Annotated in this window: 18 protein-coding genes; 3 read left to right on the forward strand and 15 right to left on the reverse strand. The window is 66.0% G+C overall.

The features are described 5' to 3' along the window. Positions 1 to 7: 7 nt before the first annotated feature. From phzG to B9C43_RS21105, 6 genes are all read right to left on the reverse strand, one after another. Positions 8 to 595 (reverse strand): phenazine biosynthesis FMN-dependent oxidase PhzG, encoded by a 588-nt coding sequence (phzG, locus tag B9C43_RS21080; RefSeq protein ID WP_200825627.1) that lies wholly within the window; start codon positions 593 to 595, stop codon positions 8 to 10. After that, positions 592 to 915: a hypothetical protein gene (locus B9C43_RS21085; protein WP_033392265.1), complete on the reverse strand. Its 324-nt coding sequence runs from the start codon at positions 913 to 915 to the stop codon at positions 592 to 594. The genes phzG and B9C43_RS21085 overlap by 4 nt, the downstream gene beginning before the upstream one ends. Then, the gene (locus B9C43_RS21090) at positions 912 to 2,750 is read right to left on the reverse strand and encodes an anthranilate synthase family protein (RefSeq protein ID WP_084428612.1); all 1,839 of its coding nucleotides are present in this window, start codon (positions 2,748 to 2,750) and stop codon (positions 912 to 914) included. Before B9C43_RS21090 ends, B9C43_RS21085 begins: the two co-directional genes overlap by 4 nt. Next, positions 2,750 to 3,373, reverse strand: a complete 624-nt coding sequence (locus B9C43_RS21095) for an isochorismatase family protein (protein ID WP_084428613.1) — start codon at positions 3,371 to 3,373, stop codon at positions 2,750 to 2,752. Before B9C43_RS21095 ends, B9C43_RS21090 begins: the two co-directional genes overlap by 1 nt. A gap of 13 nt (positions 3,374 to 3,386) precedes the next feature. Next, positions 3,387 to 4,376, reverse strand: a complete 990-nt coding sequence (locus B9C43_RS21100) for a ParB/RepB/Spo0J family partition protein (RefSeq protein ID WP_084428614.1) — start codon at positions 4,374 to 4,376, stop codon at positions 3,387 to 3,389. Positions 4,377 to 4,774: 398 nt separating this feature from the next. Beyond that, positions 4,775 to 5,371: a copper resistance CopC family protein gene (locus B9C43_RS21105; RefSeq protein WP_143446487.1), complete on the reverse strand. Its 597-nt coding sequence runs from the start codon at positions 5,369 to 5,371 to the stop codon at positions 4,775 to 4,777. 129 nt (positions 5,372 to 5,500) lie between these two features. On the opposite strand from B9C43_RS21105, the gene B9C43_RS21110 reads away from it, so the two are divergent. Together B9C43_RS21110 and B9C43_RS21115 are read left to right on the forward strand one after the other, a co-directional pair. Next, a complete protein-coding gene (locus B9C43_RS21110; protein ID WP_084428615.1) occupies positions 5,501 to 8,218 on the forward strand; it encodes an AfsR/SARP family transcriptional regulator in 2,718 nt (905 codons plus the stop codon). A 48-nt stretch (positions 8,219 to 8,266) separates the two neighbouring features. Beyond that, a complete protein-coding gene (locus tag B9C43_RS21115) occupies positions 8,267 to 9,058 on the forward strand; it encodes an alpha/beta fold hydrolase (protein ID WP_084428616.1) in 792 nt (263 codons plus the stop codon). Here B9C43_RS21115 and B9C43_RS21120 read toward each other — a convergent pair. Next, complete coding sequence (locus B9C43_RS21120) at positions 8,983 to 10,197, reverse strand: RNA polymerase sigma factor (protein ID WP_084429120.1); 1,215 nt, start codon at positions 10,195 to 10,197, stop codon at positions 8,983 to 8,985. The genes B9C43_RS21115 and B9C43_RS21120 overlap by 76 nt on opposite strands. Positions 10,198 to 10,202: 5 nt before the next feature. Beyond that, entirely contained in the window at positions 10,203 to 10,571 is a 369-nt protein-coding gene (locus B9C43_RS21125; protein WP_033392257.1) for a YciI family protein, read from the reverse strand. A 97-nt stretch (positions 10,572 to 10,668) separates the two neighbouring features. On the opposite strand from B9C43_RS21125, the gene B9C43_RS21130 reads away from it, so the two are divergent. Further along, positions 10,669 to 10,944 carry a hypothetical protein gene (locus B9C43_RS21130; RefSeq protein WP_200825628.1) on the forward strand — a complete coding sequence of 92 codons (276 nt, stop codon included), beginning with the start codon at positions 10,669 to 10,671 and terminating at the stop codon, positions 10,942 to 10,944. Positions 10,945 to 10,959: 15 nt separating this feature from the next. Here B9C43_RS21130 and B9C43_RS21135 read toward each other — a convergent pair whose 3' ends face one another. The 7 genes from B9C43_RS21135 to B9C43_RS21160 all read right to left on the reverse strand — a co-directional run bounded on the left by B9C43_RS21135 (position 10,960) and on the right by B9C43_RS21160 (position 16,528). After that, the gene (locus B9C43_RS21135; RefSeq protein WP_084428618.1) at positions 10,960 to 11,580 is read right to left on the reverse strand and encodes an L-threonylcarbamoyladenylate synthase; all 621 of its coding nucleotides are present in this window, start codon (positions 11,578 to 11,580) and stop codon (positions 10,960 to 10,962) included. Positions 11,581 to 11,611: 31 nt separating this feature from the next. Further along, entirely contained in the window at positions 11,612 to 13,051 is a 1,440-nt protein-coding gene (locus B9C43_RS21140; RefSeq protein ID WP_160096618.1) for a multicopper oxidase family protein, read from the reverse strand. A gap of 18 nt (positions 13,052 to 13,069) precedes the next feature. Continuing rightward, positions 13,070 to 13,528: a hypothetical protein gene (locus tag B9C43_RS21145; RefSeq protein WP_143446488.1), complete on the reverse strand. Its 459-nt coding sequence runs from the start codon at positions 13,526 to 13,528 to the stop codon at positions 13,070 to 13,072. A gap of 269 nt (positions 13,529 to 13,797) precedes the next feature. Further along, positions 13,798 to 13,926 (reverse strand): hypothetical protein, encoded by a 129-nt coding sequence (locus B9C43_RS59620; protein WP_268811576.1) that lies wholly within the window; start codon positions 13,924 to 13,926, stop codon positions 13,798 to 13,800. 12 nt (positions 13,927 to 13,938) lie between these two features. Further along, complete coding sequence (locus B9C43_RS21150; RefSeq protein ID WP_033381301.1) at positions 13,939 to 14,571, reverse strand: DUF6875 domain-containing protein; 633 nt, start codon at positions 14,569 to 14,571, stop codon at positions 13,939 to 13,941. Further along, a complete protein-coding gene (locus B9C43_RS21155) occupies positions 14,568 to 15,161 on the reverse strand; it encodes a hypothetical protein (protein ID WP_033381297.1) in 594 nt (197 codons plus the stop codon). The genes B9C43_RS21150 and B9C43_RS21155 overlap by 4 nt, the downstream gene beginning before the upstream one ends. An 11-nt stretch (positions 15,162 to 15,172) precedes the next feature. Further along, a complete protein-coding gene (locus B9C43_RS21160) occupies positions 15,173 to 16,528 on the reverse strand; it encodes a pyridoxal phosphate-dependent decarboxylase family protein (RefSeq protein WP_084428620.1) in 1,356 nt (451 codons plus the stop codon). Between the last annotated feature and the right edge of the window lie 13 nt (positions 16,529 to 16,541).

A 16,541-nucleotide genomic window follows, 5' to 3' on the forward strand; every position in this document is an offset into this window, starting at 1 on the left:
CACCGAACTAGGGCTGTAACCGGCGGCTCGTCCATCCGTTGCCGTTGCGGTAGTAGCGCAGCCGCCTGTGCAGCCGGTCCGGGCTGCCCTGCCAGAACTCCACAATGGACGGGACCAGCTCGTAGCCCAGCCAGGCCGATGGCCGCGCAAGCGTTTGCCCGCCGTCGGCCAGTTGCTGGGCACGAGCGCGCAAAGCCTCTTCATCCTCAAGCGGCGCACTCTGCTCGGCCGCCACCGACATCGGGTGGGTGCTGGGATGGCGGGCGAACCACAGTTCGTCGCAGTCCGCATCGGACAGGCGGGTCACTGGCCCGGCGATGATCAGCTGCCTGCTTGTCTCGCGCCAGTAGAACACCCCGGAGGCCCACCCGGTCGCGGCGATGTCCTGGCCTTTCTGGCTGCCCGCGTGGCTGGTGAACACCCAGCCGGTGTCCGTGACCTTGATCGTCTGCACGATCCGGTTGGACACCACGCCCTCGGCGTTCGCCGTGGCCAGGGCGACCACGCCGGGTTCACGGACGGTCTGTTTGGCCGCGTCGAACCAGGCACCGAACAACGCGATCGGGTCAGCGGGTGGCTGGTCGAACTCGTTCACAACAGCTCCAGTGAAAGCGAGGGCTCGGCGAAAACGCCTTCGATGCAGGCCTCGACGTCGAACCGGATCCGCTCGGTCGGCGGGTAGCCGATCAACTCGGCCGCCTTGTGCGGCGGTAACGGCTGGTCAGGGCCGGGTGCGGTCTCCCAGAGCATGACCGCGCCCCACCTGTTGCCCGCCCGGTCGGCGATCCAGAACTTCAGCCGCAGCCCGGGCACGTCGGCCCACGGCTTGACGCCTTCGGAGCGCAGGTAATCCCGCAAGGAGTCAATGGTCTGGGTGGAGCGGCTGAGATCCCACCACGCGATCGTGGCCTTCACAGAGCAAGCACCTCCTTGATCCGGGTGGCGAGGATGCGCGGCCCATCGAGGGTGAGCACGGACTCGGCGTGGAACTGCATCGACGAGAAGTGCGGGCCGCGCAAGGCATGCACCTCACCCGTGGTGGCGTCTCGGCAAATCTCCACCTCGCCGACTTTGTCCTCGTCACTGCGTGCGGCGAAGGCGTTGTAGAACCCGACGACCTCCCGGGCACCGAACAGGTCGATCTGGCGTTGGGTGCCCTGATTGGACACCGCACACCGGTGGACGTTCAGCCCGAGCTGGCGGCTGAGCACCTGATGGCTCAGGCAGACCGCGACGAACTTGCGGCGTTCGGTCAGCAACCCGGCGATCGCGTTGTGCAGGTGGGCGATCCGCGGATGCGCCATGTCCAAGGGGTCCCCGGGACCCGGCCCCATCACCACGAGGTCCGCGTTGTCCCATGTGTACGGTTCGTCGAACCGCTTGACCCGCACGCAAAGACCGAGCGACCGCAGCTGGTGCGCGATCATCGCGGTGAAGGTGTCCTCGGCGTCGACAACGAGCACTTCGAGGCCATGCAGACCGGGATCGGGCAGTGGGATCGGCGTCCCGTCGAGCCAGAAGTCCGCCAGGCCGATTGTCCGTTGCTTCAGTGCGGTCCGCACGTCAGGATCGTCGCTGAACTGGTTGCGTTTCCCGGCATCGAACGCGGCCAGCAGCCCGGCCGCCTTGGCCCGTGTCTCCTCCACTTCGGACAGTGGGTCCGAGTGCCGGACAAGGGTCGCGCCCACGCTGATCTTGACGCGGCCGGTGTGTTCGATGTCCGCCGTCCTGATCATGATCGCCGAGTCCATCGCCCGTGAGCCGCCGGGATTGCGGCCGATCAACGCGAGGACACCGCTGTAGTAGCCGCGGCCGCCCTGCTCGTACCTGCTGATCACGCGGCACGCGCTCTCCAGCGGGCTGCCGGTCACGGTCGGCGCGAACATCGTCTCCCACAGGATCTGGCGTGGATCACGCGTCGACCGGCCGGAGATGAAGTACTCGGTGTGCGCGAGCCGAGCCATTTCCTTCAGGAACGGGCCGACGACCCGGCCTCCCTCAGCACAGATGCGGGCCATCATCTTGAGTTCCTCGTCGACGACCATGTGCAGCTCGTCGTTTTCCTTGGTGTCGCTGAGGAACTCCATCAGACCGGCGAGCGTCGGCCCAGTCGGCGGGTATCGGTACGTGCCGCTAATCGGGTTCATCACCGCGACACCGTCGTGCAGGCTGACGTGCCGTTCCGGCGTGGCACCGATGAAAGTGTGCGTTCCGGTGTGGACGATGAAGGTCCAGTACGCTCCGGACTCGCGTTCGCAGAGCCTGCGGAAGAAGGTCAGCGCGCTGGCCGCACGGTATCCGGTGATGTTGGCAATGTACGACCGTTTGATGACGAAGTTGGCGCCGGTGCCTTCGCCGATCTCGTCCTCGATGATCGTCCGGACCGTATCGGCGTATATCTCGTCGTCGACGTCGAAATACCCGTCAGCGAGTTTGATCGGCACAACGGGAATCCGCGCGAGCACCTCGTGCACAGGGAGCACGGCCTGTTCGGTCACCCGCATCGCGATCAGTGGCGAACCGTCGTCCAAGCAGTCGAAGCCACGCTCAGCGATCTGCCGGTACGGCACGACCACAAGGACTTCCTGACCAGGTTCGGAGTCGGGGTCCAGCGGGACGTCGGCAAGGGTGTCCGGTGTGGACATTTCACCGACCAGGACGTCCAGCCGGTCGTGGCCGATGGTGGCGGGCCGGTGCAGCAGCGCGAAAGGTGGCGGATCGGCCGCCAGCACCCGGTCGAGCAGGTCCATTACGGCAGGACCTCCTTGGTGGTCAACACGACCGCACAGCGCTCGGCGGCGTACGTGATCGCCATCCGGTGGTACTCGGGCGTGAAGTCGGCGATCGCGTCGGCCACAACGAAAGCCTGGATGTCATTGGTGAACGCGTCGACCGCGCTCATCAGCACGCCGACATGCGCGTAGACCCCGCAGACGATCAGCTGGTCGCGGCCCTCTTCGCGCATTCTGGCCAGCAGGTTCGACCGGTGGAACGCGCTGTAGCGCCACTTGGTGAAGATCCAGTCTTCGGCATCCGGCGCCAGGGGCTCGACGACCTCACGGTCAACGGGGTCGACCCGCATACCCGGGCCCCAGAAGTCCTTGAGCAGCCCGCGTTGCCGGGCGGTCATGCCGCCGGGCTGTGCCGTGTACGCCACCGGGACGCGGAGTTCACGGCACCGGTCGACGAGCACCGCGATGTTGCCGATGAGTTGATGGGCAACGCTTTCCGGGAACGGCCGGAGGAAGTAGCGCTGCATGTCGTGGATCAGCAACACCGCACGGGCGGGGTCAGTGGTCCAGGTCGCGGTGTTCGGGGGCAGGTCGGCGATCGCGGGCAGCGGGTACGGCGCGATCGCGGGAATACCCACCATTTCGTTGTCTCCCTCAGGGCGCTGTGCGTTCCAGTTGTTCGGCGACCGTGCGCCAGACCCGTGCGCACTCCAGCGCCGCTTGGGCGATCGTTCCCCTGGCGTGCGGCGGCACGTTGCGGACCAGCAACGCCCATCTGTCATTGCTCATCGCGTGCACGTCAAGCAACCGCAACAAGGTCCGGCCGGTTTCGGAGAACCGCAGCGTCGGGTCGGTCCGCAGGTACCGCATGATCGTGACGCGGTCAGGCAGCGGCAACGGCTGAGGTGCACGTGCCTGCGGCTGGCGCCGCTCCTCCACCTTCTTGATGTTGCTGGGTTTCCGGACTGTCGGGTCCTCGCCGCGTTGCAACCTGGCCCGGACGGCCCGTGCGGTCTCCGGGGAGATGCCCGCGGCCTTGGCGACCTGCCGCAGCGACAGGTTCGGGTTCTGCCGCATCAGGTTCATCGCCAGCCTGCGCTTCTCCAGGCTGTTGATCGGGCGGACCCGGCCGTCCTGGCCGATCCGGCTCTCCGGCTGCGGCACCTTGCCGTTGCGGCGGACCTCGCCGATCGTCTTCGCCGACAACCCGGTCACGCTCGCGATCAGCCGATCCGACCAATGTGGATGGCTCATCACGATGCTCTTGGCTGCGGCTTTGCGTTCGGCCAACGACAACGGCAGGCCGTGAGCGACGTTCGCGCGCACCGCGAGCACGAACGCGTCGGCCTCGTCACCGTCGAAGAACCGGACGGCGATGTCGTGCTGATTACGGAGTTTGGCCGCCCGCAAGCGATGCACACCGTCGATCACCCGCATCGTCTGCCGGTGCACGATGATCGGCGGCAACTCGTCCGGCGCGTCGGCAAGGGCCCGGACGTGTTCCAGGTTCTCACCCGCGATCCTCGGCGATCCGGCAACGCGCAGTGCCCTGGTCGGGACCCGCACCACCGGGCTCGCGCCCGAGTTACCGTCGAGGCAGTCGAATTCTTCCCGCGGAAGGCTGACAGCAGCGAAGTTGGTCACCTCGACCTCCAGTACTCACAGCGAACCTGGTGACCCGCAGATGAGAACCAGATTCGCAGTGTGCCGCAGCGCACACCAGTGAGTGAGCCATCAGGCCAAAATGAGGGATTGTGGGCCCCTATATGAGTTTTTCACCCCCGAGTTCACGAGCGAGAATTCTACGGTGGTGTAAATTTTGTGTTCGTCGGTGGTCCGGGCGGCGCGATTTGGTGTGGAGCCTCTGCGCCGCAAAGCAGGACCAACACCGCGGGCAGGACCTGACGGCCCTGCCCGCTGACAAGCTTATTTGCGGCGCCCCTCCACACAAAATCGCGCCTTCGCTCGGGGATGGGCTGGTTTTCGCTGTAGGGTTTTGGCTGGTCAGGTTAGGTTTGGACAGGTTGCGCGTTCCGGCTTTTTCAGGATTTTTCCGTGCCGCCCTTGCCGAATCGGAGGCCTGCGAATACGCCCGCGCCGACCACGACAATGGCGCCGACAATCCATACCCAAACCGGGAGTCCGCCGCTGTCTTCGTTTTCCTGGGCGGCTGGGGCTGGGGTAGCGGTTGTCACCGCGGAGCCGTTCTGGCCTTGTTGTGCCGTCGATGTCGTGGTGGGTGGCGCAGTGGTGGTGGTCGGGGTCGTCGTAGTGGGTGCGGCGACCGCTGCCGTGAGGGTGAATGGCACCTTTCCGCTCACTGGATCGCCGTCTGCCGAAATGACCCGGTAATTGATGGTGTACTGGCCGGCCGGTCCAACTGGCGTGACCGGGGCGGTGACCACCTCGTTCGCGACCGTCACCTGGCCGACCGTCCACTGCGCGCCGGTGGGTCCGGCGACCGAGATGGCGCCTGGTTCGACCTGGACCGGCTCGCTGAAGGTCAGCTGGATCTGGGTCGGTGGCGTGGCGACGGACGCGTTCTTCGCCGGGTTGCTGCTCTTCAGCGACGTGTGCGCGAGCGCGGGAGCGGCGGTGACCAGCAGCGCTGTCGCGCTGAGCAGCAGTGCGGCGGACATGCGCCTGAACATGTGGTGGCCCTTCACGGTGAGGTAGTCGGCTGGCGGTGGACTTTAGTTCCCGGAAACTCCCAAAACTCAGTGGAACTACCGATTAGACCGATCGGGCCAGCCTCGTAGGCTCCGGAGGTGCTCGTCGTTCGGGTGCTGGGACCGGTCGAAGTCGCCGTCGGGGACACCAGGGTGGATCTTGGCGGCTCGTTGCCGCGCAGGCTGCTGGCCGCTCTGGTCGCCGCTGGCGGGCAGGTGGTCGCCGACGATCGGCTGGCCGAGCTGGTCTGGGGTGCGAAGCCACCGGCGAAGGCCGCCGCGACACTTCAGGTTTACGTCTCCCGGCTGCGCCGGGCCTTGGGGCCGGAGGGCCGGGGCCTGTTGGAGCGCGACGGATTCGGCTACCGGTTCGATGCGGCTCGTGCCACGGTCGATGCGTCGCGGTTCATCGAGTTGATCGAGGCCGGCCGTGGGTTGTCGCCGGGCGAGGCGATGCACGGGTTGACCGAGGCTTTGGAGCTGTGGCGTGGCCGGCCGTATGCCGATCTCGCCGAGTCCGACGACGTCGATGCCGCTCGCAGCCGGTTGACCGAGTTGCGTGAGGTGGCGTTGGAGGAACGCGCCGCCGCCCGGCTGGCCACCGGTGATGCCACAGGCGCAGTGCCTGACCTCGAGGAACTCGTGCGAGCGGCGCCTTTGCGGGAGCGACGCTGGGCGTTGTTGGTTCTCGCGCTGTACCGGTGTGGACGGCAGGGGGACGCGTTGGCCGCGGTACGGCGGGCTCGTGCCGTGCTCGCTGAGGAATTGGGTGTTGACCTGGGTGTTGAGCTGCAGGATCTGGAACGGCAGGTGCTCGCTCAGGATCCGTCGCTGCGGAAGCGGCCGAGTGGGCGGCCGTTGACGTCCTTTCTTGGGCGTGACACCGAGCTGGACACCATCGCCAGCTTGTTCGGGGCACAACGGCTGGTCAGCCTGGTTGGTCCGGCCGGGGTAGGAAAGACCCGGCTTGCGGTCGAGTACGCGGATGACCCGTGGTTCGCACGGCTGGCTGATGTGCGTCACCCCGGCGAGTTGCCCAGTGTGGTGGCCGATGCGATCGGCCTGGTCGCGGTGCGGGACGACCCGGTCTCGGCAGTCATCCGGGCCATCGGTGACCGCTCCGGCCTGCTGGTTCTGGACAACTGCGAGCACGTCATCGAGGCTGTCGCCGACTTGGTCGTCGCGTTGCTCCCCCATTGTCCTGGGTTGCGCGTGCTGGCGACGAGCCGTGAACCGCTCGGAATCGATGGTGAGGTCACCGTCGCGGTCCAGCCGCTGCCGCCGAAGTCCGCCGAGGCTCTGCTGGTCGATCGGGTGCAGGCGGTTCGGCCGGGCTGGCAGCCCACCATTGACGAACGGGCGCAGGCCAGCCGGATCAGCGCGGCGCTGGACGGGCTGCCGCTGGCGATCGAGCTCGCCGCGGCGCGCGCGAGAATGTTCGGGCTCGGGGAAATCGCCGAACGGCTCACCGACCGGTTCGCAGTGCTCGGTTCGGTGCCGCGGGGATCGTTGACGGCGCACGCGACACTCGAGGCTGCCATCGGGTGGAGCGTGGACCTGCTGTCCGATTCGGACCGCGCGTTGCTGCTTCGATTGTGGCCTTTCGAAGGCGGGTTCACGTTGGAAGCCGCGGACGCCGTCCGCCCTGCGGCGCAGACCGAGACGACACTGGAGCTTCTGTCCTCATTGGTCACTCGGTCCGTTGTTGTCGCGGATACCAGTGAGATGCCGACGCGATACCTGATGCTGGAAAGTGTTCGTGCCTACTGCCAGTCGATCGACCCGGATCCCGCGTCGGCCCAGCACGCGCATGCCCAATGGGTCACGGGTTTGGGTGAGCGTTGGGTGGTCGCGGTACGCACCAGGCGCGGCGGCCAATTCATGTCGGCGGTCAGTCGCGAGCTGCCGAACATCCGCGCGGGGTTGGCGTATCTGCGTGAACACTCCCCGGACGTCGCGTTGCACACTTTCGGTTTGCTCGCTTTGTTGTTCACTCGCCACGTCCACAAGAAGGAAGCCATCACGTTGGCGTGGGAGCTGTTGCGGGCAGCTCCGGACGCTCCCGTGTTCGACCGGGTGCGCGCCATGGTCACCCAGACGGCGTTGGTCGCCATCGGCGGCGACCGTGACAGCGCGATACAGATCATCAGCGAGGCGTTCCGGCTGGCCAAGAAGATGCCCGTCGATGATCCGGTCGACGTCGCCGAGTTGTACTGCAACCTGGCTTTCTGTTCGGTGGAAGTGGGTTGCCACGACCTGGCCGCTGACGCCGCCAACCAAGGCATCGCGATCGCTTCGCAGCATGGCCTGAGCGGACTCGTTCGCGCGTGCGAGACCGTTCGCGCGGTCGCATTCGTTGTTCGTGCTTACGCGGCAGGCGATGTGCCCGCCATGATCGAGGCTGCCACTGCCGCCAGAAAGCACGGGCAGTCGTTCACGGCCGGGTGGTCGAGTCTGGTCTTGGCCGAGGTGCGGCTGCGTGTCACCGACGAACACACCGACGAGGTACTCGATGCCTTGCGGCATGCGGCAACCGTCATGCTGCGGGAACGTGACATGCCGAATGCGTTGATCGCCTTCAGGTTCGGCGCGCTGGCACTGGCACGCCTAGGTCGCTCGTTCGACGCGGTCCAGTTGCAGGCGGCCGTGCTGCACCATGCCGAGCGGTTCGGCACCATGCCGTCGGCCATGCTCAGCCAGGGGTTCGACTGGGTCGACGAGCCGCTCGCCGACATCCTCCCGCCTGCCGAACGGGCTGCGGCGCAGGCCGCCGGTGCCCGATTGGGCATCACCGAGATGGCGGCTTTGCTTGGCTGAAGGGCGCGTTGCAAGGAACTTGTATGGTTCCTCGACCATAGTGAGCGCATGGAAACGGTGGAGTTCGACGGCCGCCGGTTCGCATATGTCCGACGTGGGCAAGGCGAGCCGTTGCTGCTGATCCAAGGAATGAGCGGGCACTACGGCATGTGGGGCGAGGAGTTGCTGTCCTTGCTCGAGCCGCACTTCGACGTGGTCGCGTACAACCATCGCGGCATCGGGCAGAGCAGCTGGGCGGACGGGCAGTTCAGCATCGCCGACCTGGCCGACGACGCTGCCGGGGTGATCCGCGGGGTCGGCTGGTCCAGTGCGCACGTGTTCGGCATCTCGATGGGCGGCATGGTCACCCAGGAACTCCTCCTGCGGCACCGATCGCTGGTGCGCACCGCCACGATCGGGTGCAGTTGGGCGGGCGGGCCCGACGTGGCGCTGGCCGAGACCGCACGGCGTGCGGTCGAAGCTATGTCCACAAGGGACGTCGACCACGCGCTGAAAACCGGTTACGAGGCCAACCTGTCGCCGCGGTTCATCGTCCCGTTCGAGGACTATGCCGCGATGAGCCTGGCACAGCGAGTGCCGGTGCCCGTGGTGCTGATGCAGTGGGAGGCGGCCCAGCACCACTACACCAGCTCCCGGTTGCCTTTGTTGAACGCGCCTGTGCAGGTCGTGCACGGCACCGGTGACGCGATGATGCCCGTCCGGAACGGTGAACACATCGCTTCGCTGATCCCCGGAGCCAAGTTGGAGTTGCTCGAGGACGCCGGTCACATCTTCTGGTTGGAAGAACCATCCCGGACGGTTGACTTGCTCAAGCAGTTCGTGGCCTTGGCCGCCAAGTAACGCTGCTCAGGGATGCTGGTGGTGCGCTTGGCGGCCCGCAGGTAGGCCGCGTGGGCGGCGGTCAGGTCGCCTGCCATCTCCAGCAGGTGCGCCTTCACCGCGTCCAGCCGGTGGTGTTCGGCGAGCCGGGCGTCACCGTCCAATGTGGCCAGCATGGCCAGGCCGTGCTCCGGACCGTCCACCATGGACAGGGCGATGGCGTGGTTGAGCGTGACCATCGGGTTGGGCCGCATCCGCGACAGGATCCGGTAGAGCACCAGGATCTGCGGCCAGTCGGTGTCCTGCGGGGTCGCGGCTTCGTCGTGCAGCGCGGCGATGGCCGCTTGGAGCTGGTACGGGCCGATCGGGAACCGGGACATGGCGTCTTCGATCAGCTTGGTGCCTTCTTCGATCTCGTCGGCGTTCCACAGCGTGCGGTCCTGCTCGGCGAGCGGGATGAGTCCGCCGTCCGGCCCTGTCCGCGCTTTGCGGCGGGCGTCGGTGAGCAGCATCAGGGCGAGAAGGCCGGCCACCTCGCCGTCCTCGGTCAGTGCGTGCACCGTCCTGGTCAGCCGGATGGCTTCGCTCGTGAGCTCGACACTCTGCAGGTCAGGACCGGACGACGCGGTGTACCCCTCGTTGAAGATCAGGTAGAGCACGTGCAGGACGACAGGTAGCCGCTCGGCCCATTCCGGCTCGGGGATGTCCTTGATCTTCTGTTTGGCGCGGCTGATCCGCTGGCCCATCGTGGCCTCCGGGACCATGAACGCGGTCGCGATCTGCTTGGTGGTCAGACCGCCGACGGCCCGCAGCGTGAGCGCGACCTGGGAAGGCGGCGACAGGTCGGGGTGGCAGCAGAGGAACAGCAGCTTGAGCGTGTCGTCCTGATCGCTGGTTTGCGGGGTGGTCGTGGGTTCCTGGGTGGCCGCGAGCGTCTCCCGTTTGCGCCTGGCCTGCTCACTGCGCCATTGATCGGTGAGCTTGCGCGTGGCGACCGTGATCAACCACGCCTTCGGGTTGTCCGGCACTTCACTCCACTGAACGCTCGCCGCGAGCAGCGCCTCCTGCACGGCGTCCTCGCACGCGTCGAACTGGCCGTACTTGCGCACGAGCAGGCCAAGGACCTGCGGCGCCAGCTGACGCAGCAGGTCCTCGATCATGGTGGTCACATCTCCAGGCCGGCGGAGAACATCACCGGCCGCACCTCGACACCGAACCCGTCCAGCTTCGTGTCCGGGATCATCTTCGCGAGCTCGACGGCCCGCTCCTTGCTCTCGACCTCGACGAGGTAGAAGCCACCCATGAACTCCTTGGCCTCGATGTACGGGCCATCGGTGACAACCTGGACCCCGTTCTGTGACTTGACCACCACAGTGTTGGACGGGTCGGCCAATGCCTGGGTGACGATCAGCTCGCCGGTGTCGGTGATCGTGTTCAGCAGGTTCTGGTGCCCGGCCCCGATCTGCTCGCGCTCCTCATCGGTCAGCGCCGCCATCGTCGCCGGGTTGATGTTCATGATCAGCAGGTACTTCATGGGGATAACTCCTCTCGGTGGCGCCAGCTCCCCGGCGCCTTCACGGATGAGTCGGAGCCCACTGACAACCTTCGACATTCTGCCGGAGAATTTTCTCGTGACCAGGTTGACCAAGCGCATCCACCAGGACTTCGCCCAGGCCGGGACGGTCTTGCAGCTGCTCGACGACCTCGCCGATCGGCACCCCGGTGACGCGATGTTCCGAACCGAACGCCTTCAGGCGGCACTGATCATGCTCGCCAATGGTGACCTCGCCGAACTCCACAAGGCCATCGAGCTCGCCGAGACTGATTGGCGCGACCTGCTCGTCGCCGCTGAGCTCGCCGAAGCCAGTTGGCCTCAGCGCCTCGACCAGGCCCTCGGCCCGCAGTGACGTACGAGCGGGTCGTCAAGCGAACCGGGAGATGTCCCCTGCACCTTCTCGCACGATCTCCGGCTCACCCTGGGAGAAGTCGATCACCGTGGTCGGGACCGTGCCGCACTCGCCTGAGTCGATCACCGCGTCGATCGCGTTGTCCAGGCGTTCCTTGATCTCCCAGCCCTGGGTCATCGGTTCGTCCTGGTCGGGCAGCAGCAGGGTGCTGGACAGCAGGGGTTCGCCGAGTTCCGCGAGCAGTGCCTGGACCACCGTGTGGTCTGGGATGCGCACGCCGACCGTCTTCTTCTTCGGGTGCTGCATCCGCCGCGGGACTTCCTTCGTCGCGGGCAGGATGAACGTGTAGCTGCCCGGGGTCACCGCCTTGATCGCGCGGAACACGTCGTTGTCGACGTACACGAACTGGCCGAGCTGCGCGAAGTCCTGGCACACCAGGGTGAAGTGGTGCCGGTCGTCGAGGTGCCTTATCTGCCTGATCCGGTCGATCCCCTCGCGGTTCCCCAGCTGGCAACCGAGCGCGAAACAGGAGTCCGTCGGATAGGCGATCAGCCCGTCTTGCCGCAACAACTCGACGACCTGCTGAATGGATCGCCGCTGGGGGTTGTCGGGGTGCACATCGAAATACCTCGCCATGCACCCCAACACTAGTCCATCTTGGACGTGCTCACGCGACAATCTTCATCTGCGCCATCATCGCCACTGACGAGTGGTCGACGAAGTGGCAGTGGAACGGGAACATCCCCGTGTACGGCGCGTCGAACTTGATCAGCAGGCGGACCGTCTCGCCGGACGCGATCGACACCGTGTCCTTCGGGTACGCCTCCCACGGCTCGACTGACCTGCCGTTGCGGTCGAGCACGCGGAACTGCACCACGTGCACATGCAGCGAATGCGGGATCGGGTCCGGGTCGGCGTTCGTGACCTCCCAGATCTCCGTACTTCCTCGTTTGACTGTGAAATCCGTGCGGTACGGGTCGTACGGTTTGCCGTTGATCAGGAAGACCAGGTTCTTGAAGTCGAAGCTCAGCACGACTTTCCTGGTCATCATCACCGGTGCGCCGATCGCGGGCAGCACGCTGAGCTTCTGCGGCACTGAACTGTCGTCGGTGTCGGGCATGTCCTTGCGGACGCTGTCGATCACCTCGAACCGCATGATCTCGGTGTTCTCCGGTGTCGTGCCCTGTGCGTTGACCAGCGTGATCGCGCTGCCGCCACGGGCCTTGCTGAAGTCGACGACGACCTCGACCCGTTCGGCGGGCCACAGCGAGATCTCCGTGCGGCGCACCGGCCGGGCCAGCAACCCGCCGTCCGTGGCGACCTGGACGAGCTCGCCGCCGTTGCTCAGCCGGAACGAGAACATGCGCTCGTTCGACGTGTTCACCAGGCGCAGCCGGTACTTGCGCCGCCGGACCCGCAGAACTGGTTGCGGCACACCGTTGACCAGGACCGTGCTGCGGCGCTGCGCGTCGAACATCGCCCACAGCAGTTGACCGTGGTCATCCAATGCGACGTCACGGAACATCAGCGGGATGTCGAACTGGCCACGCGGCAGCATCGGCGCCGCCTTCGGGTCCTCGATCAGGTAGAGCCCGCACAGTCCTTTGTAGATCTGCTCGGCTTCAAGGTGGTGTGCGTGGTCGTGGTACCACAACGTCGAGGCGCGCTGGTCGTTCGGGTAGTGGTAGATCCGTGAGTTGCCCGGCTGGATCACGTCCAACGGATGACCATCGCTGTCCTGCGGCACGATCCCGCCGTGCAGGTGCACCGCACTCGGAGTCTGCAGGCGGTTGGTCACAGCGACCTTCACCGAACGGCCGCGCTTCGCTTTGATGGTCGGCCCGGGAAAGCTGCCGTTGTACGTGATCACTTCGGTCGGCACACCCGGCAGGATCTCCGCGACGCCAGGCTTGACCGACAGTTCGTAGTAGTCCGTCGAACGGTCCGAGTACACAGGGGACAGTACCGGCGGGATCGGGAGTTCGCGGGTGAACGGCTTGGCCTGCGGCGGGCTGCCGACCACCGCGGCCATGAGACGCTCCGCCGGCAGGGCCAGCGCCACGCCACCAGCAGCGCCCAGTTTCAAGGTGCCTCTACGGTTGAGCATCCGCATACCTCTTTTCTTCTACGGAACGCCGAACAGCGCTGTTCCTGCGACGACGAGCACGAACGTGTACTGCAGCACCGTCATCGCGGCCGCCACCGTGCCGGTGAACAAGATCGCGTTCCCCAGCGTCATCGCGGCGACCGGTATCGTCACCAGGGCCGCGAGCACCGACCCGAGGACAGCGAAGGAAAACCGTGCCTTGAAATGGTCGGTTTCGCGGAAGTACCGCCTCGTAAGCCATGCAGCGCCAAGGATTCCCACGGCAGTCAGGTGCACCGCGAGCACGACCAGGCCCGGGTAGTTCACCACGGCCGACCCAGTCACCGGCGCCGGTGGCACGTACTCGGCTTGGTGGTGGCCGCTGGTGACCAAGGCGTGCCGAGGCACAAAGGCTCCAGTGGGCAGGAAACGGGCGTGGTCTCTCAACGCCCACGCGATCACGGCGGCGGTGACAACCGCGAATCCGACCACTGGCACGACCCGCGGCCCACCCGAAACTGTCGTACCCCCGGTGTTGAATGGAAAACGGGGGATCCCCGGGATGGCGGGATTTGTCGAGGAAGCGAGGTCATCAGGGGCCAAGGCGCCGGGCGGTGTCACAGGAACTGCAGGAGCGCCAGGCGAAGGCACGACGCTGTCCGCAGTACCGTGTGGAGCAGCCAGGACCAGGATGGTCTCCTGAGCCGTCGCCATCGCAACCGGAATGCCCGAAACCGTGAGCCATCTGATGTCCAGGGACACTGTTCTCACCACCGCCCGCTTGCGTCCAGGTCAGCAGCCACCGAGTCGCGGATCGGCACTGGCTTCGGCACGGGCGGGACCAACGGCCGCCGGGCGATCCTGTGCCGCAGGGCTCGGGTTACTCGGGTGGTCATCCTGGCCATGGTTCACCCCACCAATGGGCTGGCTACGCGCCTGACCAGCTGGTCGCGGACCCTTGTCGGGATGTCCGGCGCGAAACGGGAGAGGTAGCTTTCGGCGTGCGCGTCCGTGTCGATCACGAAGGGCAGGTCGAACACGACGAGCTTGCGGATCGCGAGTAGGGGCAAGGGTGCGCGCAGAGCCTTGAACCGCGCGTTCCACAGGCCTGGTTCGTCGCAGACCGGGTGGAACTGGCCGATCATCAGGCCGTCGGCCACGAAGGAGTCCTTTGCCTCACGCTGCAAGGCATCCAGCTCGGTCGAGTCCGTGTAGTCCAAGTGCGGCAACGCCAGCAGGATCGTCAGCAGTTCCTGGTCGTCCGGGGACAGCCCGGCCGACAATTCCGTGTACTGAGCTCTCAAGCCAACAATCGCGGCACGAACGTCCGAAGTGGTCGCGGCCGCCAGGTAGTACAAGCCTTTACGCAACGAAGGTTGGGTGTACGGACACACTGGACCGCTTCGGCCGAGGTCGGGGTGAGAGGTCACCAAGTAGTCCCGTGACCATGCCAGGACCTGCCGCACGGAAGGCAAGTACTGCGCAGGCACCTTGCCGTCGTCGACCTCGGCCGCTGTCCAGATCAACACCGCGTTGGTCATTGCGGCTCCCGCCACATCGGTTGCAGCGTCGGTCCGCCGGGAATTTCGATCGTCGTGCCGACGGGCAGGAAGCCGTAACGGCGGGACACTGCCAATCCACCGGACGAGCTGGCCTCGGCGTAGGCCGCGGCGCGGTCGGCGTCGATGCGGGCCATCAAGGTGTCGTACAGCACCGACATCGCGCCGTGGCGTTGGCTGGACGGGCTGACGCCGGCGAACGACAGGTAGTAGTGCGGACGGCCGGTTGGGTGGTGGATCGTCTGCAGGCCGGAGATCGTGGCCATCCGCTCGGCGTCCGGCCCGAGGATCTCGGTGAAGCGGGCGGCCAGTTCCTCGCCGCGGGTCTCGGTTTCCTCCCATGCGCCCGGCGGAAGAAACAACAACGCCGCGTCCCGGGCAGAGTTCGTGTAGACGCTGTTGTAGCGCAACGAGATGTCCAGGAACTCACGGAAGAACGCGGGCAGGATCGTGGCCCGGCGAGCGTCGTCCGGAGTGATCCAGCGGGTCATCGCGTCCTCGTGGAACGCGTCGGCGAGCATCTTGGCCAGCACCTCGGTGTCGGCTGCGGTTGCCAACTGAGCTTCGGACACGGCCTTTCCCTTCAGACTCGAGCGGCGAGTTCTTCGACACGGGCGTGCAATGTGCCCACATACGCCTCGGTCTCCGGCTTCATCAGGACACTGCGCACCACACGGGCGGAATCGGTGTCCTGCGTGACAAGCGGGTGGCGTCGGCGGAAAGCGGAAGCGTCGGTGCGCAGCAGGCTCAGGTAGACCGGGTCGTCCTCGGCCGCCATTCCGGCACGCAGCAACGCGTCCGACCGGGCATCCACAGTGGACATATGGGTACCCGAAGGGAAATAGGTCACGATGTCGAGTTCGGGCTCTTGGTAGAGCACGAGCTCGTCAGAGGCTTCAAGCAGAGAAGCCCAAGCGATCGCGGCGCGGCGGTTGGCCGCCAAGATCTGACCGAAGCCGGACGGAGTCAGTGGCAGCAGCTGCAGGGTCAACCACAGCGCGGCCGCGGCGGCACCGGCCCGTGAGCACTCCAGGCTGATCTCGCCGAGGTGCAACTGGGAGTCGGTGAAGTAGGTGTACGGCGAGTCGTGCGACAAGTGCTTTCCTGCCCGTGGGTCGGCGAAAAGCACTGCGCCGCAACCATATGGCTGCAAGCCATGCTTGTGCGGGTCGACCGCGACGGAGTCGCAGGACGCGATCGCGCGCCATGGCCGCGGGTCGATTCCCATCGCAGCACGGCCCAGAATGCTGTAGAAGCCACCGTAAGCCGCGTCCACATGTACCCGGGCGCCGTATTTCCTTGCCAGTGCGACGATTTCGTGCACCTGGTCGACGACGCCGAGCCCGGTTGTGCCGGTGGTGGCGACGATGGTTCCGACGCGACCGGTGTGCAGGATGTGGTCCACCGCGTCGAGATCGACACGTCCAAGTGCGTCCACCGCAAGCCGGTGTCCTTGAATTCCGAGGACGTGGCACATACGCTCATGCGTGTAATGACATTCCGAGCTGAACGCGATTCCCTTGCCCGGATGCAATTGCCGTGCCACGTACAGCGCTTCCAGATTGGCCATCGTGCCACTGGTCGTCAGGTGGCCGATGTGCGGGCCGAAGCCGACCATTTCGGCGAGCGCGCGTACGCATTCGCGCTCCATTTCGGTGGTGGCCGGACCACCCTCTTGGGCGTGGTTGTTCGGGTTGAACTGCATGGCCGTGAGATAGCCGACGATCGCGGCCGGATGCGGTGGTTTCACCATCTGCCCGGCGTAACGCGGGTGGAAGAACGGGTAGTTGTGCTCCAGGCGTTTCGCGAACTGTTCGAACGCGACGCCGAACTGGTCGTCGGACACGTGATGGGACGCGTGTGGCTGCACCGGGCCGAACTGCTCGGCCCAGGAAGCGGCGAAGTCAGCCGCGCGGGTTAGCCAATACCGCAGATCCATGGCTCAGTTGTAC

This window comes from Kibdelosporangium aridum (genome assembly GCF_900176515.1).
In the GTDB taxonomy this organism is placed as follows: domain Bacteria; phylum Actinomycetota; class Actinomycetes; order Mycobacteriales; family Pseudonocardiaceae; genus Kibdelosporangium; species Kibdelosporangium aridum.